The sequence below is a fragment of the Terriglobia bacterium genome (genome assembly GCA_035712365.1).
Classification (GTDB): Bacteria; Acidobacteriota; Terriglobia; order UBA7540; family UBA7540; genus SCRD01.
Genome location: DASTAW010000015.1, coordinates 208,706 through 225,559, shown reverse-complemented (window position 1 = coordinate 225,559; position 16,854 = coordinate 208,706). Strand labels below are relative to the sequence as shown.

Genomic DNA, 16,854 nt, shown 5'->3' with positions numbered 1-16,854 from the left:
CGCGCTCGATAACTTCCGCCTCAATGCGGTCCAGGTCTTCTTTATTGGCCACGCGGGTTTCCGCCACCACCACCAGTTGCTCGGTGCCGAGTTCGGGATCGCGCCTGCCGAATGCCGCTACGCAGCCCCGGCGCACTTCCGGAACTTCCGCCGCCGCAAGCTCCACTTCCTGCGGGACGATGTTGCGCCCGGACTTGATGATGAGGTCCTTGGCGCGGCCCGTGATGTGGATTTCACCGCCGGCCCAGTAGCCGAGATCGCCCGAATCCATCCAGCCGTCTTCGGTGGTGACGGCCGTCGTCGCGTTGGGATTGCGGAAGTATCCTGCGGTTTTTGACGGGCCGCGGAAAAGCACTTTGCCCTGGATGCGTTCGCCGAGCGGGTTGCCTTCGGGACCGATCACTTTGATTTCGTGTCCCGGCAAGGCCCTGCCATTGGCCACAAAGCGCAGAGCGCTGGAATCCTCCGGCTCAGCGGGAACGGCCCTGCCCTCAGACTCAAAAATGTCGCGGCGGATGCAGTCAATCACCGGGCGGCGGTTCATGGGCGGAAAGGCCAGGGCCACAGAGGATTCGGCCAGGCCGTAACAGGGTACAAAACTTTCAGCCCGGAAACCGTAGGGCTTGAAGCGCTTTTCAAAACGGTCCAGCGTATCAGGCAGCACGGCTTCGCCCGCGTTGATGGCCACGCGCCAGGCGCTGAGGTCAAGGCCTTCGATGGCGCTGTCCGGAATCTTGCGCGCGCACAGTTCGTAGGAAAAATTCGGGGCGGGGCAGAGCGTTCCGCCGGAGTCGTGCATCGCCCACAGCCACTTTTCCGGGCGGCTGAGAAAGGCCAGGGGCGAGAGGATGGTGATGGGCAGCGCGTAATAGACGCTGTAGAGCCACGAGCCGATCAGGCCCATGTCATGATAAAGCGGCAGCCAGCTCACCACAATGTCCGAGGGTTGCACGTTCACGGCCCAGCCGATGCCGCGAATGTTGGCCAGCAGATTGAACTGCGTGAGCACCACGCCCTTGGGTTCGCCGGTGCTGCCGGAAGTGTATTGGATAAACGCGGCGTCGGCCGCTTCAATGGCCCCGGGCTGCAAGCGCGCGCCGCTCGCTGCAAGGTCCTCGACGGTGGTCACGCCCAGAATGCCGGGCAGGTTGAGGCGCAGCAATTCGGACACCCGCCGGGCGGGTTCAAAGCTGATCAGAAACCGCACTTCCGCGTTGCGGAGAATGCCGACCTGCCGGCGAACGTATTCCTCAATCTTGTCGGGCCGCGCCGGGGGGTAAATGGGAACGGCGATTCCGCCGGCCAGCATGACACCGAAGAAGGCATAGAAAAATTGCGGGCAGGTGGGCAGCATGATCGCCACGGTTTCATTCCGGCGCAGGCCCGCGGAAACGAGGCCAGCCGCCACGTCGGAGGCTGTGGCCAGCAGTTTGCCATAGCCGATGTCTTCTCCGGAATTGCCTTCCAGCATGTGGGCCTGGACGCGGTCCGGGTCCACCTCGGCATGCTTGCGCAAAACTTCGATCAGCGTGCGGGCGGATTCCGGCGGCGGCGGCGCAACGCGCCCCGGCTGCCGGATGGTGTAGCGCTGCGAGGCGGCAGGAGCTTCTTCCTCGCCGCCTGCCACGGCGCGCACCCAGTCGCCGGGCGTGTCAGCCTCTTCGGCGATGCGGTCGGGCAATCGCACGTTGAAGTGCGCTTCCGTGCGCACCAGCAGTTCCACCATCTCCAGGCTACCCAGGCCCAGGTCGCGCTCCAGCGAAGAACGCAAGGTGACGGATTCCGCCGCGCGAAGCGATCCCAGCTCGGTGAGAAGCTCGCGCACAATCTGGAGCATCTGCTCTTCAAGCTGGGCCGCGTCAATTTGTCGGGGCGTGGTTGGCATTTTCGATGGATGCTTCCAACTCGTTCCTCTAAATTTTAAATGACCAGTCCTTTACGGCCTCGGGCTGGATCCATTTTTCGATCCCTTCGATCTGATGGTGGACCCAGTATTTTTTCCAGTGAATCCGCTCCGGGTCCCACGGCAGAAGCATTCTGTCTTTCTGCGAAAGTTTCTGGTAGGCGGTCCGGATGTTTTCCGATTCGAAGACGTAGTGATTGTGAAGGATGAACGGCAGATACTGGTCAAGGGTCTGCTCGCGGAACCGCGCCTGCAAACCCAGGGTGCGCAGGGCGCTCTGCCAGGCGGCGAGGGACTGCTTCCCCGGCAACCCGGCCCTGTGTACAGCGCTGTGCATGCGGTCGAGTATAACTTGCGCCCGCTGGATGCGCCTCTCGGTCCTTTGCCGGCGCGCCCGAGCCTGTTCAAGGGAAATAAACCGCGCTCGTCCGCGCGAAGCAGCGATGCGCAGCGGCAGCCTTGCCTTGCCGTTCCGGCTGGACCTTTTTCGCGCTTCCTGCCGCAGCAGGTCCACCAGAGCTCCCAGCTTGATGGGATTTACATCCGCAGTGCCTAGTTGATAAACCTTGTCCGCGCGACCTTTCAGCAGCAGCGCGCCCACAGCCAGGACTGCCGCCGCCACCAGGTCTACGGGAACTACTTCCAGCGGAGTGTTGCGGCTCACGGGCCAGTGTTTAAGCCCGCCCATGGCCATCAGCACCAGCGGGGCGGCGGTCCTTCCGCCTTCGATCCAGCCGGGGAAAGGAAACCGCAAGGCGCTTTCCACGATGGCCGGCCGCACGATGGACCATGGCAGGTCTTTCTCGCGAGCGATCAGTTGTTCGCCCAGGCTCTTCGAGTAGGTGTAGGTGTTGACCCAGCCCCAATGTTCAGCGCGCCGCTTGCCCAGGGCCACCAGCTTCTGCGCCGCCTCTTTTGAGGGCGCCTGCGGTTTCTCCGTTTCGTCGGAGACCGCGGATGCAGTGATCAACCGGACCTGCTCACGGCAATAGGCGAGTTCGGTGAGCGCGTCGAAGGCACTATCTTCGGCGCCCTTGCGATGAGGGTAGAAACCGAGGATGGGCTCGGTTTCTTCGATCAGGCCATTGGCTTCGCCAGAAACAAAGCAGGTGGAAACGTGCAGGAGCCGCGCGCCAGCGCTCCTGGCCAGTGCTATGGCGTTCTCCACGCCGTCCACGTTTGCCCGCAGTGATTCATCGACCGGCGGAAAAAACTCCACCTTTCCGGCGCAATTGATGATGAGCTTCACCCGGGACGTAACCGTGCTGAGGGCCTGCTGGTCGAGCCCGCAGGCGGGCTGGCTGAGTTCTCCGGGCCAGATGCTGATCCTTTCCTCGACGAATTTCTCGCCGCGCGTCGCCAGCAGCGCCGCCATGACGGGCGATTCCATGATCTCCCTCTTGAAGCGTTCTTCTGCGGAAAGGCCTTTGCCCGGTCGAAGCAACAAATGGACGTGCTTCACCTGAGGATAACGCTCAAGCAGCATCGCCAGGATCACTTTGCCCAGGAACCCGTTCCCTCCTGTCAGAAGGATTTCGTTTTCCTGGAACGTTGGTCCAGCGTCCGTTAATGGTGATTGCTGTGCCATCTGCAGGCGGGAACCAGGCCCGCATCAAGCCCTCTGTGCCCTGAGTTGTTTCATGTTATCGACCGACGTAAGTTACTGTCAAGGCTGGGCTACCGGAGTGGCGGGATCTCTGGAAAGCTCTTTGTCCTGGGCCGCTCCGTTGGCTCCGGCTCCCATAGGCTGTGCCTCGCGGTAGGTGTGGATCACGCGATGAATCACGGTCATATTTGAAAAGAATACGATCACCCACAGCACGGGCGCCATGCGGTCAAAAAGCGCTCCGATAATGATCAACACCATGCGCTCCGGGCGTTCCAGAAAACCCACCTTGCAGGACCGGATCAGGTTTTCCGCCCGCGCCCTCGAATAACTGGTCATCACCGAGCCGATCATGGCCAGGGCTACAACTACGACGTACACAAAGCGATTCACGCGGCCATAATAGACCAGCAGGCCCGTGAGGAGAAAGAGGTCGGAATAGCGGTCCAGCACCGAGTCGAAAAAGCCCCCAAACGGCGTCACGCGGCGCGTCCGGCGGGCCACCGGACCGTCCGTCAGGTCAAACACCCCACCCACAATGATCGTCACGCCCGCCCAGCGGAAATATCCGTAAGCAAACAAATACGCCGCGACAAGATTGATAGTGAAACCGATAGATGTCAGAAAATTGGGATTAATGCCAATCCTTGAGAACGAGCGTATAATGGCGTCGTAGGCGTACCAGCAAACATCGCCAATTTTTCGGGTAATCATTCCGCTGATTCAGGAATTCATCTGTGCAGGCGGGGTTTTCCGCTCAATAGCTCAGAGAAAAGGCCCGCGCCCCCGCCGCCTTCTCGTGGCTGCGCCTCGCTTCGGCAGTACGTAGCCAGCACTTTTTTCCTCGTGAAACGTATCTTAGCGGAAATACCTTTGTTCTGCAACCGTGGGCCCATGCAATGATCGGGATTCCCAAGCCCTTCCAGGCTGCCGTACACGCGGCCCCGAGGGCTTTGGGCGCAGCGTTTGTGCGATCGTTAATGCGATCGGCGCTGCACAATTTCGTCCTGGAAGTCCTGCCCAGCCTGATGATTTCATTGGGAAAAATTACGAGGGCTCACGCTAAGGATTCGGGCCCGCGGCATCCTTCCTGATACCATAGAAGAAAACGCCGGGCGCCGGAGACAGAAAGGATGCATGCCAATGGGAATATCAATCATTGAAAAACAGACTTTTCCGATGTTGATTGGCGGCGACTGGATCAAAACGCCGCAGGCGCGAACTATATACCTTCCCTACGATGGTACGCCCGTTGCGGAAGTTTACGACGCAGATGCCGCCACAGTCGAGCGGGCCGTTGCGGCAGCGCAGAAGGGCGCCAAAGCGATGGCCGGGCTCACCCAATACGAACGGGCGGAACTACTCCAGCGCATGAGAAACCTGTTGGAACGCGATGCGGAAGAGTTTGCGCGGCTGGTCACTCTGGAAACCGGGAAAACCATTCGCGAAGCGCGTACCGAGGTGGGCAGAGCGCAGCAGACGCTAGCGGCTTCCGCAGATGCGGCGCGCAATCTTCACGGCGAGGTGGTGCCCATGGAAGGGGCCCCGGGCGGCAAGGGCCGCTGGGCAATGACGGTGCGCGAGCCGCTAGGAGTGATCGCCGCCATTACCCCATTCAACTTTCCCCTGAATCTCGCGCTCCACAAGATCGGGCCGGCGCTCGCGGCCGGCAACAGCGTGGTCCACAAACCCTCGGAGAACACGCCGCTCAGCGCGCTGCGCCTGGCGCAGTTGGCCATCGAAGCCGGTGTGCCTGAGGGTGCATACAACGTGGTGACCGGCCTGGGAGAAGAAACGGGTCGCAAGATTGTCAGTGATTCGCGCATCGCCATGATCACTTTTACGGGCAGTCCCGAGGTGGGCCGGGAAATCCGTGCCGCAGCCAGACTCCGGCGGGTGACGCTCGAAATGGGCTCAAACTCGTCCGTGATTCTGGAGCCGGATTGCGATGTGGAAATGCTGGTGCCGCGCTGTGTCGCAGGTGGCTACGCGATCGCGGGCCAGGTCTGCATTTCCGTTCAGAACATCTTCGTACATGAGTCGATCGCCGGAGATTTTACGGAAAGATTTGTGGCCGGAGTGCGGGCGCTGAAGATCGGCCATCCGCTGGAAGAAAGCACCGACATGGCTTCCCTGATCAGCACGGCGGCCGCCGAGCGGGTGGAAAGCTGGATTAAGGCGGCGGTCACCCGGGGAGCGCGGCTGCTGACCGGAGGAACTCGCCATGGTACGGTCATGGAGCCGGCCGTGATAACAGATGTTGCGCCGGACGATGCCGTCTGCTGCAAGGAAGTGTTCGGGCCGCTGGTCGTTCTTCACCGGTATCGCAGGCTTGAAGAAGCCATTGATGCCGTCAACGCAAGCGAATATGGCCTGCAGGCGGGCATCTGCACGCGCGATGTTGGCAGGGCTTTCGATGCGGCCCGGAAGCTTCGCGTGGGCGGAGTGATGGTGAATGACGTCCCCGCCTTCCGGGTTGACCTGATGCCTTACGGCGGCACCAAGCTGAGCGGCGTAGGCCGCGAAGGCCCCCGTTACGCCGTTGAGGAAATGACCGAGTTGAAGCTGATCTGCTGGCGAGGATAATCTGGCGGACTATCGGAGTCGCTGGATCATTTGCCGTCCACGGAGAAGGCTAAAAGCACGTTCCCAGCGATGTTGTTTGTGTAGCCAGCCTGAACATAAAGCATTCCGCCAAAGACGGCGGGGCCGGTTGCGGTCATCGAACCTCCATGCGCGTCAATCCCGTTCACGGTATGGTAGGCTTGCAGAGAGTTGAAGTCCCAAAGGACGCTGCCATCCTTCGTGTCATAGGCGCGAAGGTGCCCGTCTTCGGAGCCGGAGAAGACGACTCCTGGGACCAGGGTTGGCGGCGCGCTCTGCGCTGCGCTGCAACCCACATCTTTCAGGCACGCCGGTGAGGGCGCTGGCGAATGCCAGATTTCCTTCCCAGTGGAAGCTCGCAGAGCAAACATTCCTCCCCCCGCTGCCGGATTGTTCGGGTCCCAGTCCGAGAGGGGAAAGTAAACAGCGTTTCCGCCTGCCGCGCCACCCCACTCGATTCCTCCGAGCGGGCCGCCCTTGCCAATCCGCGACTCCCAGATGATTTCGCCTTTTCGGTCGGGATTGAGCGCGTAAACCACCCCCGATTTCTGGCCAACGATCAGTTCCCGCTGCCCGTTTGGCATCGTCACAAGAATGGGAGGCGATCCAAAATCAAAATCGTTTCCAGGCTGGTCGGGACAGTTCTCCCTGCCAGGGGCTACGCAAGCAATGTTCCAACGATCATCCGGAGTCAGTTGCCGATGCCAGAGCAACTTTCCGTCACTCATGCGAAAGGCGATCACGGCATCCGTATAGGGTGTTGGTGGGTCCGAATAACTGTTTCCCGTTGCGACGTAAATTTCATTCGCCTTGGGGTCGATCGTGGGTGGTGACCACACCGCGGCCCCGGACGGGCCCCACATTGCTGTTCCGGCGGAATTTTTGCGCTCAGTAGGATGAGGAGTATCAGGGATTGTGTAAGACTTCCAAATCTGTTTGCCCGTTTGGGCATCGAGTGCCACAATGCTTCCGCGAAAGGAACAGCACGGGTATTTGGGATCGATCGCCGCGCCCTCTTCGCCGGAAGAAACGGGAACATACAGGCGAGTACCGAAGAACACGGGCGAACCGGTGATTCGGGCTTCGGGATGGGAGTCGGCATGGGCCTTCCACAGCAGTTTCCCGGTTGTGGAATTCACAGCGTATACGTCGCCTTTGACGTCTCCAAAGTAGACGAGTCGCCCGCCAAATCCGGGAGACACGGCCGTCTTTACGGTGGTTGGGGCCCTAAATGTCCAGTAGAGGCAGCCGGTATCCGCATCCACCGAATAGACCGTGCCATCCTCGCTGCCCGCATAAACCCTTCCGCCGAAGATGGTGGGCTGGCCATAGGTCGCGTAAGCGCCGGGGAACCCTAATGCCCACTTCAGCTTCAGCCTGGGAACCTCGGCCCGGGTGAGCCTGGAAATGGCGCCTGGCGCATAGCGGCTGTTTGCAGCATCGTATCCCCAGGAAGTCCAGCCGGGGTCGTCCAGTACGGGCTTCTGCTCTACGGAGCAATAACCCGAATGTGATACCTGCGCTACCGTCTTGGTAGTCGAAAGAAAGGCCGCCACGGCAAGCCGCTGGCTCCGGGTAAGCTCCTTGCCCACGGACTCCATCCTGCCTGTTTCAAGGGAGCGCAGAATGTAGCTGCGCGAGAGCTGGCCGAGGACTTCCTGGGTCGGCGCAATCGAGCCGTTTCGGTGGCAGACTGCGCACTTCTCCTGGAAGACTGCGGTTCCACTGGTTTGGCTGGAGGCCGCCGGGAGTTGAAGGGCAAGAGAGAACAGCAACACTGCAGGAAGGATTGGCAAGGATTTCATGTCGTCCGATCTTCGTAAATCAGCACCGTGATCTAAGAAATGCCGGCCTCCCTGTTTTTCTTAGATGGCCCTGCGCGGTCAGCAGTTGTGTCCGACCGGCCCCTAAGAGAGTTCACAATTCTATGCTACCATCAATGCCAAAATGCCTGGCTAGTTCCGACATCTAAAGCGCGGAGGGAACAAGCATGCGTTCTACTCTTTCTTCCATCCCACGGATCTCATTTTGTGGCGTCTGCCTGGCGCAATCGCCCAATGGCGAGAATCCTATCAGCGACGGCAAGGTGAACGGCGACCACATTTCATTCAAGACGCATTTCGACGTCAACGACCATGAATGCGCCATTCACGGCGATGCCATTGACTTGAAAGTTGCGGGGCCGTGGGGCGAGAATGAGGTCACGCTCAAGCGCGCCGCAGAGCGGAAGTCTCCCTGAGGGGGCATAGCGCGCATCTTGGACTTCTATCACCGCCTGCTCGCCGTCGCTGCTTCACGCCATAAATGGCTCGTCTGCCGATGGGCCGTAGATGCCCGGCACCGCAATGCCGTTCAGGCGCAGGTAGACGCCAAGCTGTGCGCGATGGTGGACCACATGATTCAGAAACATCGCTCGGTAGGCGGCAAACCGGGTCCCTTCGAAAATCGTTTTGCCCTGGAACGACAGTTTCCACTCCTGTTGCCACGCATCGTCCGTGGTGCCCGCCAGAGCTGCTCGGACCTTAGGCGACTCCTCGTCCAGCACTTTGACCAGTTGCTCCGCTGACTCAAACGGCAGCGGTTTGTAACTGCCTGTGGAGAAATCCAAATCCGGTGCGGTCAGCACAGTGAGCCCGAAGCTGGTCAACTGAGCAATGTGCGGGGCCAGCTTGCCCAACGGCATGGATTTCTCGTGCGGCCGGTAGTCAGACTTGTCAGCCGGAACGCGCTCTAACGTCCTGCGTGTATTCGCCATCTCCTGGTCGAACTCGGATAACAGTGCCTTGCTGATTGTCATGGAACTCTCCTGGCAGAAATTGAGTCGCACAGACTGAGTCATTATAGGCGAATAAATGGCGAACATGCAACGGAAAACCGCGAGGGCTCATTAACGTCCTGCTGGCGTGCGGCCAGCTCATTAGCAGCTTCGGCGGCGCGCCGCCACAGCCACGCTTCCCGCTAGTGAAGAGGACCCGGAGTAAGTTGCGAACTTCAGCGATGCGTCATTTTTGACACATAGGACCGACCGCTTGCTGGAGGGAATTTTCGAAAAAGTTTAGCAGCCACTTAATGCTCCTCTTTGTAACGGGAAATTACCTAGTTCAGCGTTCGGGTACGAAACCCCATGGCTTAGAGTTAAGCCCTGATTGAATGCCGCTTGAAACTGTTTAGAATCCGCTTCATGAAGGGGACGGCTTTGGTCATGGATGGTCGGAAACTGAATCTTTCCGCTGGGGACGCGGGCTCACACAGCCCTTTCTCACCTGTCCCGCGGATTCGCCTACCGCTGAGGTATATGACTCTCACTTTTTCACAAACATGCCTATGGCGAGCGCAGTGACGAAACAACGAACGAAGGCCGATACGCACACTTGTTATTCCCCCCGGTGGGTCCTTGCATGCGGCGCAGAAGTGTCCGGGACTCTGGGCACGATGAGGAGGTGGACTGGTGATCCGACGGGGAGAATGCTAGATGGAAACGACGGTGCGGTTATCGATCGTTTGAGCTAAACCTCGCCACATCGGGAGAGTCAAAGAACCAACAAACGCAAGGCTGCGGATCCGGTCGAATCCAGCAAGATCGCCGCAAGGGAAGGCTCCACTTGGCTTGCCTTTCGTCGAATATAGCTCAAGCGCTTTTTATACATACCGGCCTGATTAGGTAAGGCAACTGGACAGCAGTCAGAAAGTGGGTTTGAGGGGATCTGGCTGAGATGCGCCCGGGCAACCAGGCGCCAAGGAGACTCCGATGCAGCGTGCAATAAAGTGGGCCACCGGCCTGTTGTGTGCAATAGCATTTTTTTGCGGCGGGTTTGTAATCCTCCATGGTTTTTTGCCGCCGGCTTCCATTAACGCCTGGCTTCCCGCCGGCGATTTGACAGCAGCCCGTTCAGGCGCCGCCAGCGTCTTGTTGCAGGACGGACGACTTCTCATCACTGGTGGCAACGGCGCATCCGGCGCATTGGCTACCACCGAGATCCTTGACCCTGCGAACGGTTTCACGGCGGGTCCGCCAATGAATCTCGCGCGCAGTAACCACGTCGCCGTGCTTTTGCAGGACGGCAGGGTACTCGTGGCCGGCGGCACGGATGCCTCCGGCCGCGCTTCGCAAAGCGCCGAGCTCTTTGATGCTGCTGCCAATTCCTGGAGCGCCGCCGGTCCACTCATGGTTGGCCGCTCGGGCGCAACCGCTACTCTGCTACCATCGGGCCAGGTGCTCATCGCCGGAGGTGCTGGCAATGGGGCGGCTCTCGCCAGCCTTGAGCTTTTTGATCCGAGCTCGAACACTTTTTCCCTTGTCGCAGGCGCCCTGTCCTCGCCGCGCGAAAATCATGCCGCTGCGATGCTGCCTGACGGTCGCGTGCTCATCACCGGCGGCTGGGACGGCACCACGCTTGCGCCTGTGCCTCCGGCCACCGCCGGGACGGCCAACGTCCTTGCTTCTACCGACATTTTCGATCCCTCGACCGGCGCTGTCGCTCCCGGGCCGGCGCTAACCAGCCCTCGCATGAACTTCACCGCCACCACGGCCCTTGATGGCAGCATCATCGCCATCGGCGGGACTGACGGCCAGAACGATCTTGCTTCGATTGAAGTCCTCGCTCCTGGCGCCGGCGCTTTTGCGCTTTCGGGCGCCAAACTCGCCACCGCCCGTCAGGGACATCAGGCATTCCTGCTTCCGCACAACAGCAACGTTCTGGTTGTTGGTGGGACGTCCAGCGGCGCCGCCATCTCGTCCGCGGAGCTCTACACGCCTTGGACAGGCGCCACCAGCGTCACTAGTGCGATGGCATCGGCGCGTTCGGGCGCTACGGGCAGCCCGCTGTTTCAAAACGTGCTCGGCGCACCTGTCGGGATCGACGGGGCCTTGCTGGTCGCGGGTGGCTTGGACGCATCTTCGCCCCCCAGCACGCTGCAAAGCGCTGAGGTCTACGGCTTCGCAACCATTACCACCGACAAGTCTGACTATCCTCCCGGCGTTCCCGTCACCATCACGGGCAAGGGCTGGCAGCCTGGCGAAGTTGTCCAGATGAGCCTCGTAGAGGTCCCCGACCTCGACGGCGACAGCCCCATACCGCTCTCGGCCACCGCCGACGCCAGCGGGAATATCATTAACAACTCATTTTCAACCAACATCGAAGACGCCAACATCCATTTCACCCTCACTGCCATCGGAGGGGCCTCCCAGGCACAGACAACGTTTACCGACAAGAACGTGTCCGTGAGTTGCAGTCCAAACCCGGTGGCAAACAATACCGGAAGCACTTGCACGGTTTCTGTCCAGGGCGGGGCTGTAGGGGCAACGGTCAACTGGACGACCAGTGGCACCGGCACCTTCACGCCGTCGGCGAGTTGCACCGTCAATAATGCCAATCCTAACCAGTGCTCCGTCACCTACACTCCGACTGCGGTTGGTACGGGGACTCACACGATAACCGCAACCTACACAGGCAGTGGCGGCGGGTCTGGTTCCACTGGCCTCGGTGTCTTTGGCCCAGCGGTGAAGCTGGCATTGAGCGGCGCTACGACTGACTTGCCGGCGGGCAGCACGCGGATGCTGACCGCGACAATTCAGGACGCAAGCGGCAACACCGTTGCTGCGGGAGCGGATAGCACTCTGAGCGTGTCCTTCGCAAAGACAGGGGGCGCCGGTACGGTTTCCGGCCTGGGATCGAGCTCAGCGGTTGCCGGTGTGGCAACCATAACGGTGACAGGTAATCTCGCTGGCTCGGTGACGATCACGGCTTCGGCGACAGGTTCTGGTGGTGCTTTGTTGGCTGGCACAGGGAACCCGATTACCTTCAATGTCGTTCCCGCCGCAACTCCGGACCACTTCGTCTTTGCTGCGATTAGCAGCCCTCAGACTGCGGGGACAGCGTTCAACGTCACCATTACAGCTCAAGACGCGTTCAACAATACGGTAACCAGCTTCAGCGGTGGTGGCAATAAGGTGAGCATCAGCTCAACCGGAACGCTCTCCGGAGGCACGTTCACAAGCAATGCATTCACCAACGGTGTCCTTACCCAAAGCGTGACGATAACCAATACTGGAAACTTCACTATTACCGCGACCGGTACAGGGAGCCCCAAGCCGATTGGTACAAGCAACAGTTTTACGGTTAACCCTGGACCGGTCAGTGCCAGCACGTCAACGGTCGCGGCCAGTCCCGCTTCGGTGCCGGCTGACAACTCCACGACCTCGACCATCACTGTCACCTTGAAGGATGCGAATAACAACCCAGTGAGTGGCAAGACGGTCTCTTTGACCGCAGGCAGCGGCAACTCGACAATCTCTGCGCCCAGCGGAGTCTCCGATGCCAACGGTGTAGTGACCTTCACGGTCAAGGATGGGACGGCCGAAACCGTTACCTATAGTGCAAAGGACACGACAGACAACACTACCATCACGCAGACGGCCACGGTGACGTTCACCAGCGTGACTGTCGGGACCTCGACCACAGTGGTCTCTTCGGTCAACCCTTCGGTCTTTGGCCAAAGCGTCACGTTCACGGCGGACGTGCACGCCGCCTCGGGGTCGACGGCTCCCACCGGGACGGTGCAGTTCGTAATTGACGGTTCGAACTACGGCAGCCCGGTCACCCTGGGTGCGTGCATTCCCTCGAGCATGACCGATGCCTGCGCCAGCACCAGCACGGCGGCTCTCACTGTAAATGGTGGAGTTGCCCACACGGTCACAGCCAACTACACGCATACAGGCAGCTTCAGTGACAGCAGCGGGTCCCTCAGTGGCGGTCAGACCGTCAACAAAGCGGACACGACAACCACGGTGGGAACGATCACTCCTGAGCCTTCACTAGTGGGACAATCCTATACGGTCAATTACACGGTCGTTGCCAAGTCTCCGGGTAGCGGCACGCCAACGGGCAACGTCACGGTAGACGACGGCAACGGCAACCAATGCACCGCAACAGTAGCCGCTGCTTCCTGCTCACTTGCCTCCACTTCAACCGGCACCAAGACCATTACAGCTACCTACGCGGGTGACACGAGCTTTAACGGCAGCAACGGCACCGGCTCCCACGTTGTCAGCAAGCGCCCGACATCCACCACGGTGACCAGCATTTCGCCCGGCTCTGTCGCGCTGGGAGTAGGCGCCACGGTGACCGTCACGGTTGTGGACACCGGGGCAGGGGCCGCTTCTAATCCCACCGGTACCGCGGCCCTCTCAAGCACAGACACGAATGGCAGCTTCAGCACCTGCACGTTGTCACAGGGAGTGAACCCCGCTGGAACTGTCAGTTGCACCGCCACGTATACACCCGGAGGGACGATCACCGGAACCACCCGGACCGACACCATTACGGCCAGCTTTACGGCTAGTGACAATGTCCACCAGGACAGCAGCGACACAACCGGCAAGCCCGTTACGGTGACTAAGCGTTTAACCTCGACCACCGTGACCAGTCTCACGCCCTCATCGGTGGTCGTCGCGCAATCAACCACCGTGAGAGTGACTGTGGTTGACACAGACAGCGGGACGGTGTCAAATCCGTCAGGCACGGTGAGCCTCGGGACCACTGGCGCAGGCGCTTTTGGGAGCTGCACACTGGCACAGGGGGCCAACCCGGCCGGGACGGTCAGTTGCGACGCGACGTACACGCCTTCGAGCGCGGCAGCCAGCCCACAAACCATCACCGCCAGCTTCACGGCCACGGACAATGTCCACCAAAGCAGCGCCGACAACACGGGAAAGAGCTTGACCGTTACCAGGCGCTCAACCAGCACTACAGTTGGGTTAAGCCCGGCGAGTGTCGTGACAGGGCAGTCGAGCAGCGTAACAGTCACCGTTGCGGATACTGAAAGTGCCGGAACCAAGCAGTTCCCAACCGGCACGGTAACCGTGACTTCGTCCGATGCCAATGATGTTTTCACGGGAACCTGCACCCTGGCAAGTACGCTCACAAGCGGACAGTCCACTTGCTCGGTGTCGGTGAAGCCGCCTCACGTTGGGACGGGATCACATACCATCACGGCAACTTTCGCCCAAACAGATGTCCATTTGGGGAGCAACGGGGGCACTGGTTTGACCGTCACAAAGGCCAACACCACAACCACCGTTGCTGCCTCCACCAACCCCATTATCCTTGGTCAATCTGTGTCCTTCACTGCGACCGTGGCGGTTGTCTCTCCTGGCAGCGGCACTCCGACGGGCAATGTCCAGTTCTATATTGATGGTGTTGCTTTCGGATCATCTGTGGCCCTTTCAGGTGGATCGGCCGCCAGCGGTTCGACCACTACTCTGACCGCTGGTCCACACAACATCACGGCCGTCTACAGCGGCGATGACGATTTCTTCGGCAGCAACAATAACTCATCGCCACTCGTCGAAAATGTTAACTACAACTTCCTGGGATTGTTTGATCCATACGCGCCGCCACCGAGGGGATATAAAGTCAAGAGCGCCGTCCCGCTGGTATGGCAATATGCGGATATCAACGGGACAGTGGTGAACAGTTCCAACGCAAATCCCGCAGTGCAAATTTACGTGGCGGGTGCGTGCGGTGGGACTGACACGGGAGATATCCTCAACATCCAGGCGTCGGGGAACAGCGGTTATCAGTACGACTCTACAACCAACACCTGGCAATTCAACTGGAAGACGACAGGGATGAACCCCGGTTGCTACAACGTGTACATCCACAGCAACCTGACGGGCCAGACCAGTCAGGCGTTTCCAATCCAGTTGGTGAGGTAGCGCTGGTCAACGCTCCACGGCAGGGTCCACTCCCGATGGAGTGTCTAGAGTTCGGCAAAGTTACTGAAACATCCGGGCTTGGGAGAGCAAGCTCGGAGGTCTGATAGACGAACTGTTCGGAAATTCCCTTGGGGTTGCTCAAAGCGTGCAACGCCCAGGTCTGCGGGAGGGGTGGGGCGGGTCCGAATCTTTTTCTGACCCGCCCCTGCTGGATTGGGAATCATCCCCATCCTGGGTTCGCAAGAGGGGCAGGACCATCAATGACGGTGAAGCTCCCGGGTGCCCTGGAAGCTTCGGCGTTTATTCTCCCGGGTTTTGAGCCGCCGCGCTGTGATAGAAGGGCAAGGTTGTAATCTCCGCCGCCGCACCGGAAGAAGTCTGGAGCTGCGTGCCTGCCTCCAGATGCTCCCTGCGGATGTATGCAAGGGCGATGGTTTTTTGAAGCGACGGCGAAACGCAGGCGCTCGTGACTTCGCCGACTACATCCCCGTCAAATGTCAGTTTTTCGCCGGGAGCGGGTGGCTGGGCATTTTCGATGATTACTCCCGCCAGCTTCCAGTTCACGTGGCCGCGGCTTCGAGCCCGTTCAACAATTTCCTGGCCAATGTAGCAGCCCTTGTCAAAGCTAAGGGCATTCATCAGGTTTGCTTCGAGCGGCAGCGTGTCTTCACCCAGTTCCGAGCCGTAGCGTGGAATCCCGGCCTCAATCCGCAGCGATTCCAACGCTTCAGTCCCGCAAGACAGCATGTTGTAACTCGGCGCCTGCCCGCAGGCCGCACCCCACAGACCCATTATGGCTTTGGGCGCCGCCCACACTTCGTAGCCTTCCTCGCCTGTGTTGCTGATACGGACCACGCGGACCGGAAAGCCCGCGAAGTTGGTCGCAAAATGATCGAATTCTTTCATTGCCGGGAGGTCTTCGTGCAGCGTTTTTTCCAACAACCCTCGGGCATTCGGTCCCTCAAAGGCCAGAGCAGAGGTGTCCAGCGGGTCCGTCTGGACCTGGTCTCCGATAATGTACCGGCCAAGGGTATCCATCGCTTTGGTGCGCAGGTCTGCGTCTGTATCCATCAGTAGTCGGTCGTGGCCGGCGTATACTCGCAAGTCAGCCAGAATCTGCCCTTGTGGATTCAGCAGGGTGGCATAAGTGCCCTCGCCGGCTGAGAGACGCTTGATGTCATTCGAGACAATGCGGTGCAGGAACTTTGAGGCGTCCCGCCCCGTCAACGCAAACTTTGCCCGAAAGGAAAAATCGAAAAGGCCAGCGGCCGTGCGCACGGCCAGGTGTTCCTGAACGGGACCGGTAAACCGGGAAGGAACAAGACCTCCATGATACTCGGCGAACGTTGCGCCTTGCGAGAGGTGGAAATCGGCCAAAGGACTCCGGATCAGGTCTCGATTCATCGCTTGGTTTCCTCGAAAAATGGAGTCAAAAGAGAGGGAGGCTTTCAGGATTTCCTATGGGCAAGCTCTCAAAAGCCTACTTATCGATAGGGATGGGCGTCGGAGATGGACCGATAGGAGCGGAAGTTACTTTGACCAGGTGTCCGGTCCATGACGTCATCTCCTGTTCGTTCGAGAGCAGGTCCTTCAGCGTGGTCTTGCTCAGGACCTGGTCAATCACCAACTGCACGGCCCTCCACAACGAACGCACCGAGCAGTCCACCGAATTCGCGCAGGAAATCTCGCTGCCGGAATGCTCCTGGCAAAATGTTGGGTCGTAAAGCCGGCCGCCCAGAATCGCCAGCGCCTCTCCCACCACAATCTTGTCCGGTGGGCGCGCCAGTTCGTACCCGCCGGCCTGCCCACGGACGCTTTTCACCAGGTCGCCGCGCCGCAGGATGCGCATCAGCTTGGCAACATAAAAATTGGAGATACCTTCCTTTTGGCTGATCTTGGGAATCGTCAGGCTCTCGCCTTCCCGCGCCAGCCTCAGCAGGCACCGCAGTCCGTATTCTTCCTGGGATGTCAGTTTCATGCTGATTCTCCCGGTCAGGTACTCCGGCGCAACCGGACTCCGTGACT

At 59.8% G+C, this 16,854-nt stretch carries 10 protein-coding genes; 3 read left to right on the top strand and 7 right to left on the bottom strand.

Translation table 11 applies throughout. The features are described from left to right. The 3 genes from VFQ24_04650 to VFQ24_04640 form a co-directional block, all read right to left on the bottom strand. Positions 1–1,885 (bottom strand): AMP-binding protein (locus VFQ24_04650; protein HET9177630.1); only part of this gene is annotated, 1,885 nt, incomplete at its 3' end. Between the two features lie 28 nt (positions 1,886–1,913). Next, a complete protein-coding gene (locus tag VFQ24_04645; GenBank protein ID HET9177629.1) occupies positions 1,914–3,491 on the bottom strand; it encodes an SDR family oxidoreductase in 1,578 nt (525 codons plus the stop codon). A 78-nt stretch (positions 3,492–3,569) separates the two neighbouring features. Continuing rightward, positions 3,570–4,223: a CDP-alcohol phosphatidyltransferase family protein gene (locus VFQ24_04640; protein HET9177628.1), complete on the bottom strand. Its 654-nt coding sequence runs from the start codon at positions 4,221–4,223 to the stop codon at positions 3,570–3,572. A 429-nt stretch (positions 4,224–4,652) separates the two neighbouring features. Here VFQ24_04640 and VFQ24_04635 point away from each other — a divergent pair, with 429 nt between their 5' ends. Further along, complete coding sequence (locus VFQ24_04635) at positions 4,653–6,095, top strand: aldehyde dehydrogenase family protein (protein HET9177627.1); 1,443 nt, start codon at positions 4,653–4,655, stop codon at positions 6,093–6,095. Between the two features lie 26 nt (positions 6,096–6,121). On the opposite strand, the gene VFQ24_04630 is transcribed toward VFQ24_04635, so the two are convergent. Further along, positions 6,122–7,918, bottom strand: coding sequence for a PQQ-binding-like beta-propeller repeat protein (locus tag VFQ24_04630; protein HET9177626.1), 1,797 nt, complete (start codon positions 7,916–7,918; stop codon positions 6,122–6,124). Between the two features lie 185 nt (positions 7,919–8,103). Between VFQ24_04630 and VFQ24_04625 the strand changes: the two genes are divergently transcribed. Further along, positions 8,104–8,352 (top strand): hypothetical protein, encoded by a 249-nt coding sequence (locus VFQ24_04625; GenBank protein ID HET9177625.1) that lies wholly within the window; start codon positions 8,104–8,106, stop codon positions 8,350–8,352. 54 nt (positions 8,353–8,406) lie between these two features. Here VFQ24_04625 and VFQ24_04620 read toward each other — a convergent pair whose 3' ends face one another. After that, positions 8,407–8,910, bottom strand: coding sequence for a DinB family protein (locus VFQ24_04620; protein ID HET9177624.1), 504 nt, complete (start codon positions 8,908–8,910; stop codon positions 8,407–8,409). Positions 8,911–9,861: 951 nt separating this feature from the next. Between VFQ24_04620 and VFQ24_04615 the strand changes: the two genes are divergently transcribed. Further along, positions 9,862–14,829 (top strand): Ig-like domain repeat protein, encoded by a 4,968-nt coding sequence (locus VFQ24_04615; protein ID HET9177623.1) that lies wholly within the window; start codon positions 9,862–9,864, stop codon positions 14,827–14,829. Positions 14,830–15,129: 300 nt separating this feature from the next. Here the strand turns inward: VFQ24_04615 and VFQ24_04610 are convergent, their stop codons facing one another. Beyond that, positions 15,130–16,233, bottom strand: a complete 1,104-nt coding sequence (locus VFQ24_04610) for an aminomethyltransferase family protein (GenBank protein ID HET9177622.1) — start codon at positions 16,231–16,233, stop codon at positions 15,130–15,132. A gap of 76 nt (positions 16,234–16,309) precedes the next feature. Further along, positions 16,310–16,807: an Rrf2 family transcriptional regulator gene (locus VFQ24_04605; GenBank protein HET9177621.1), complete on the bottom strand. Its 498-nt coding sequence runs from the start codon at positions 16,805–16,807 to the stop codon at positions 16,310–16,312. Between the last annotated feature and the right edge of the window lie 47 nt (positions 16,808–16,854).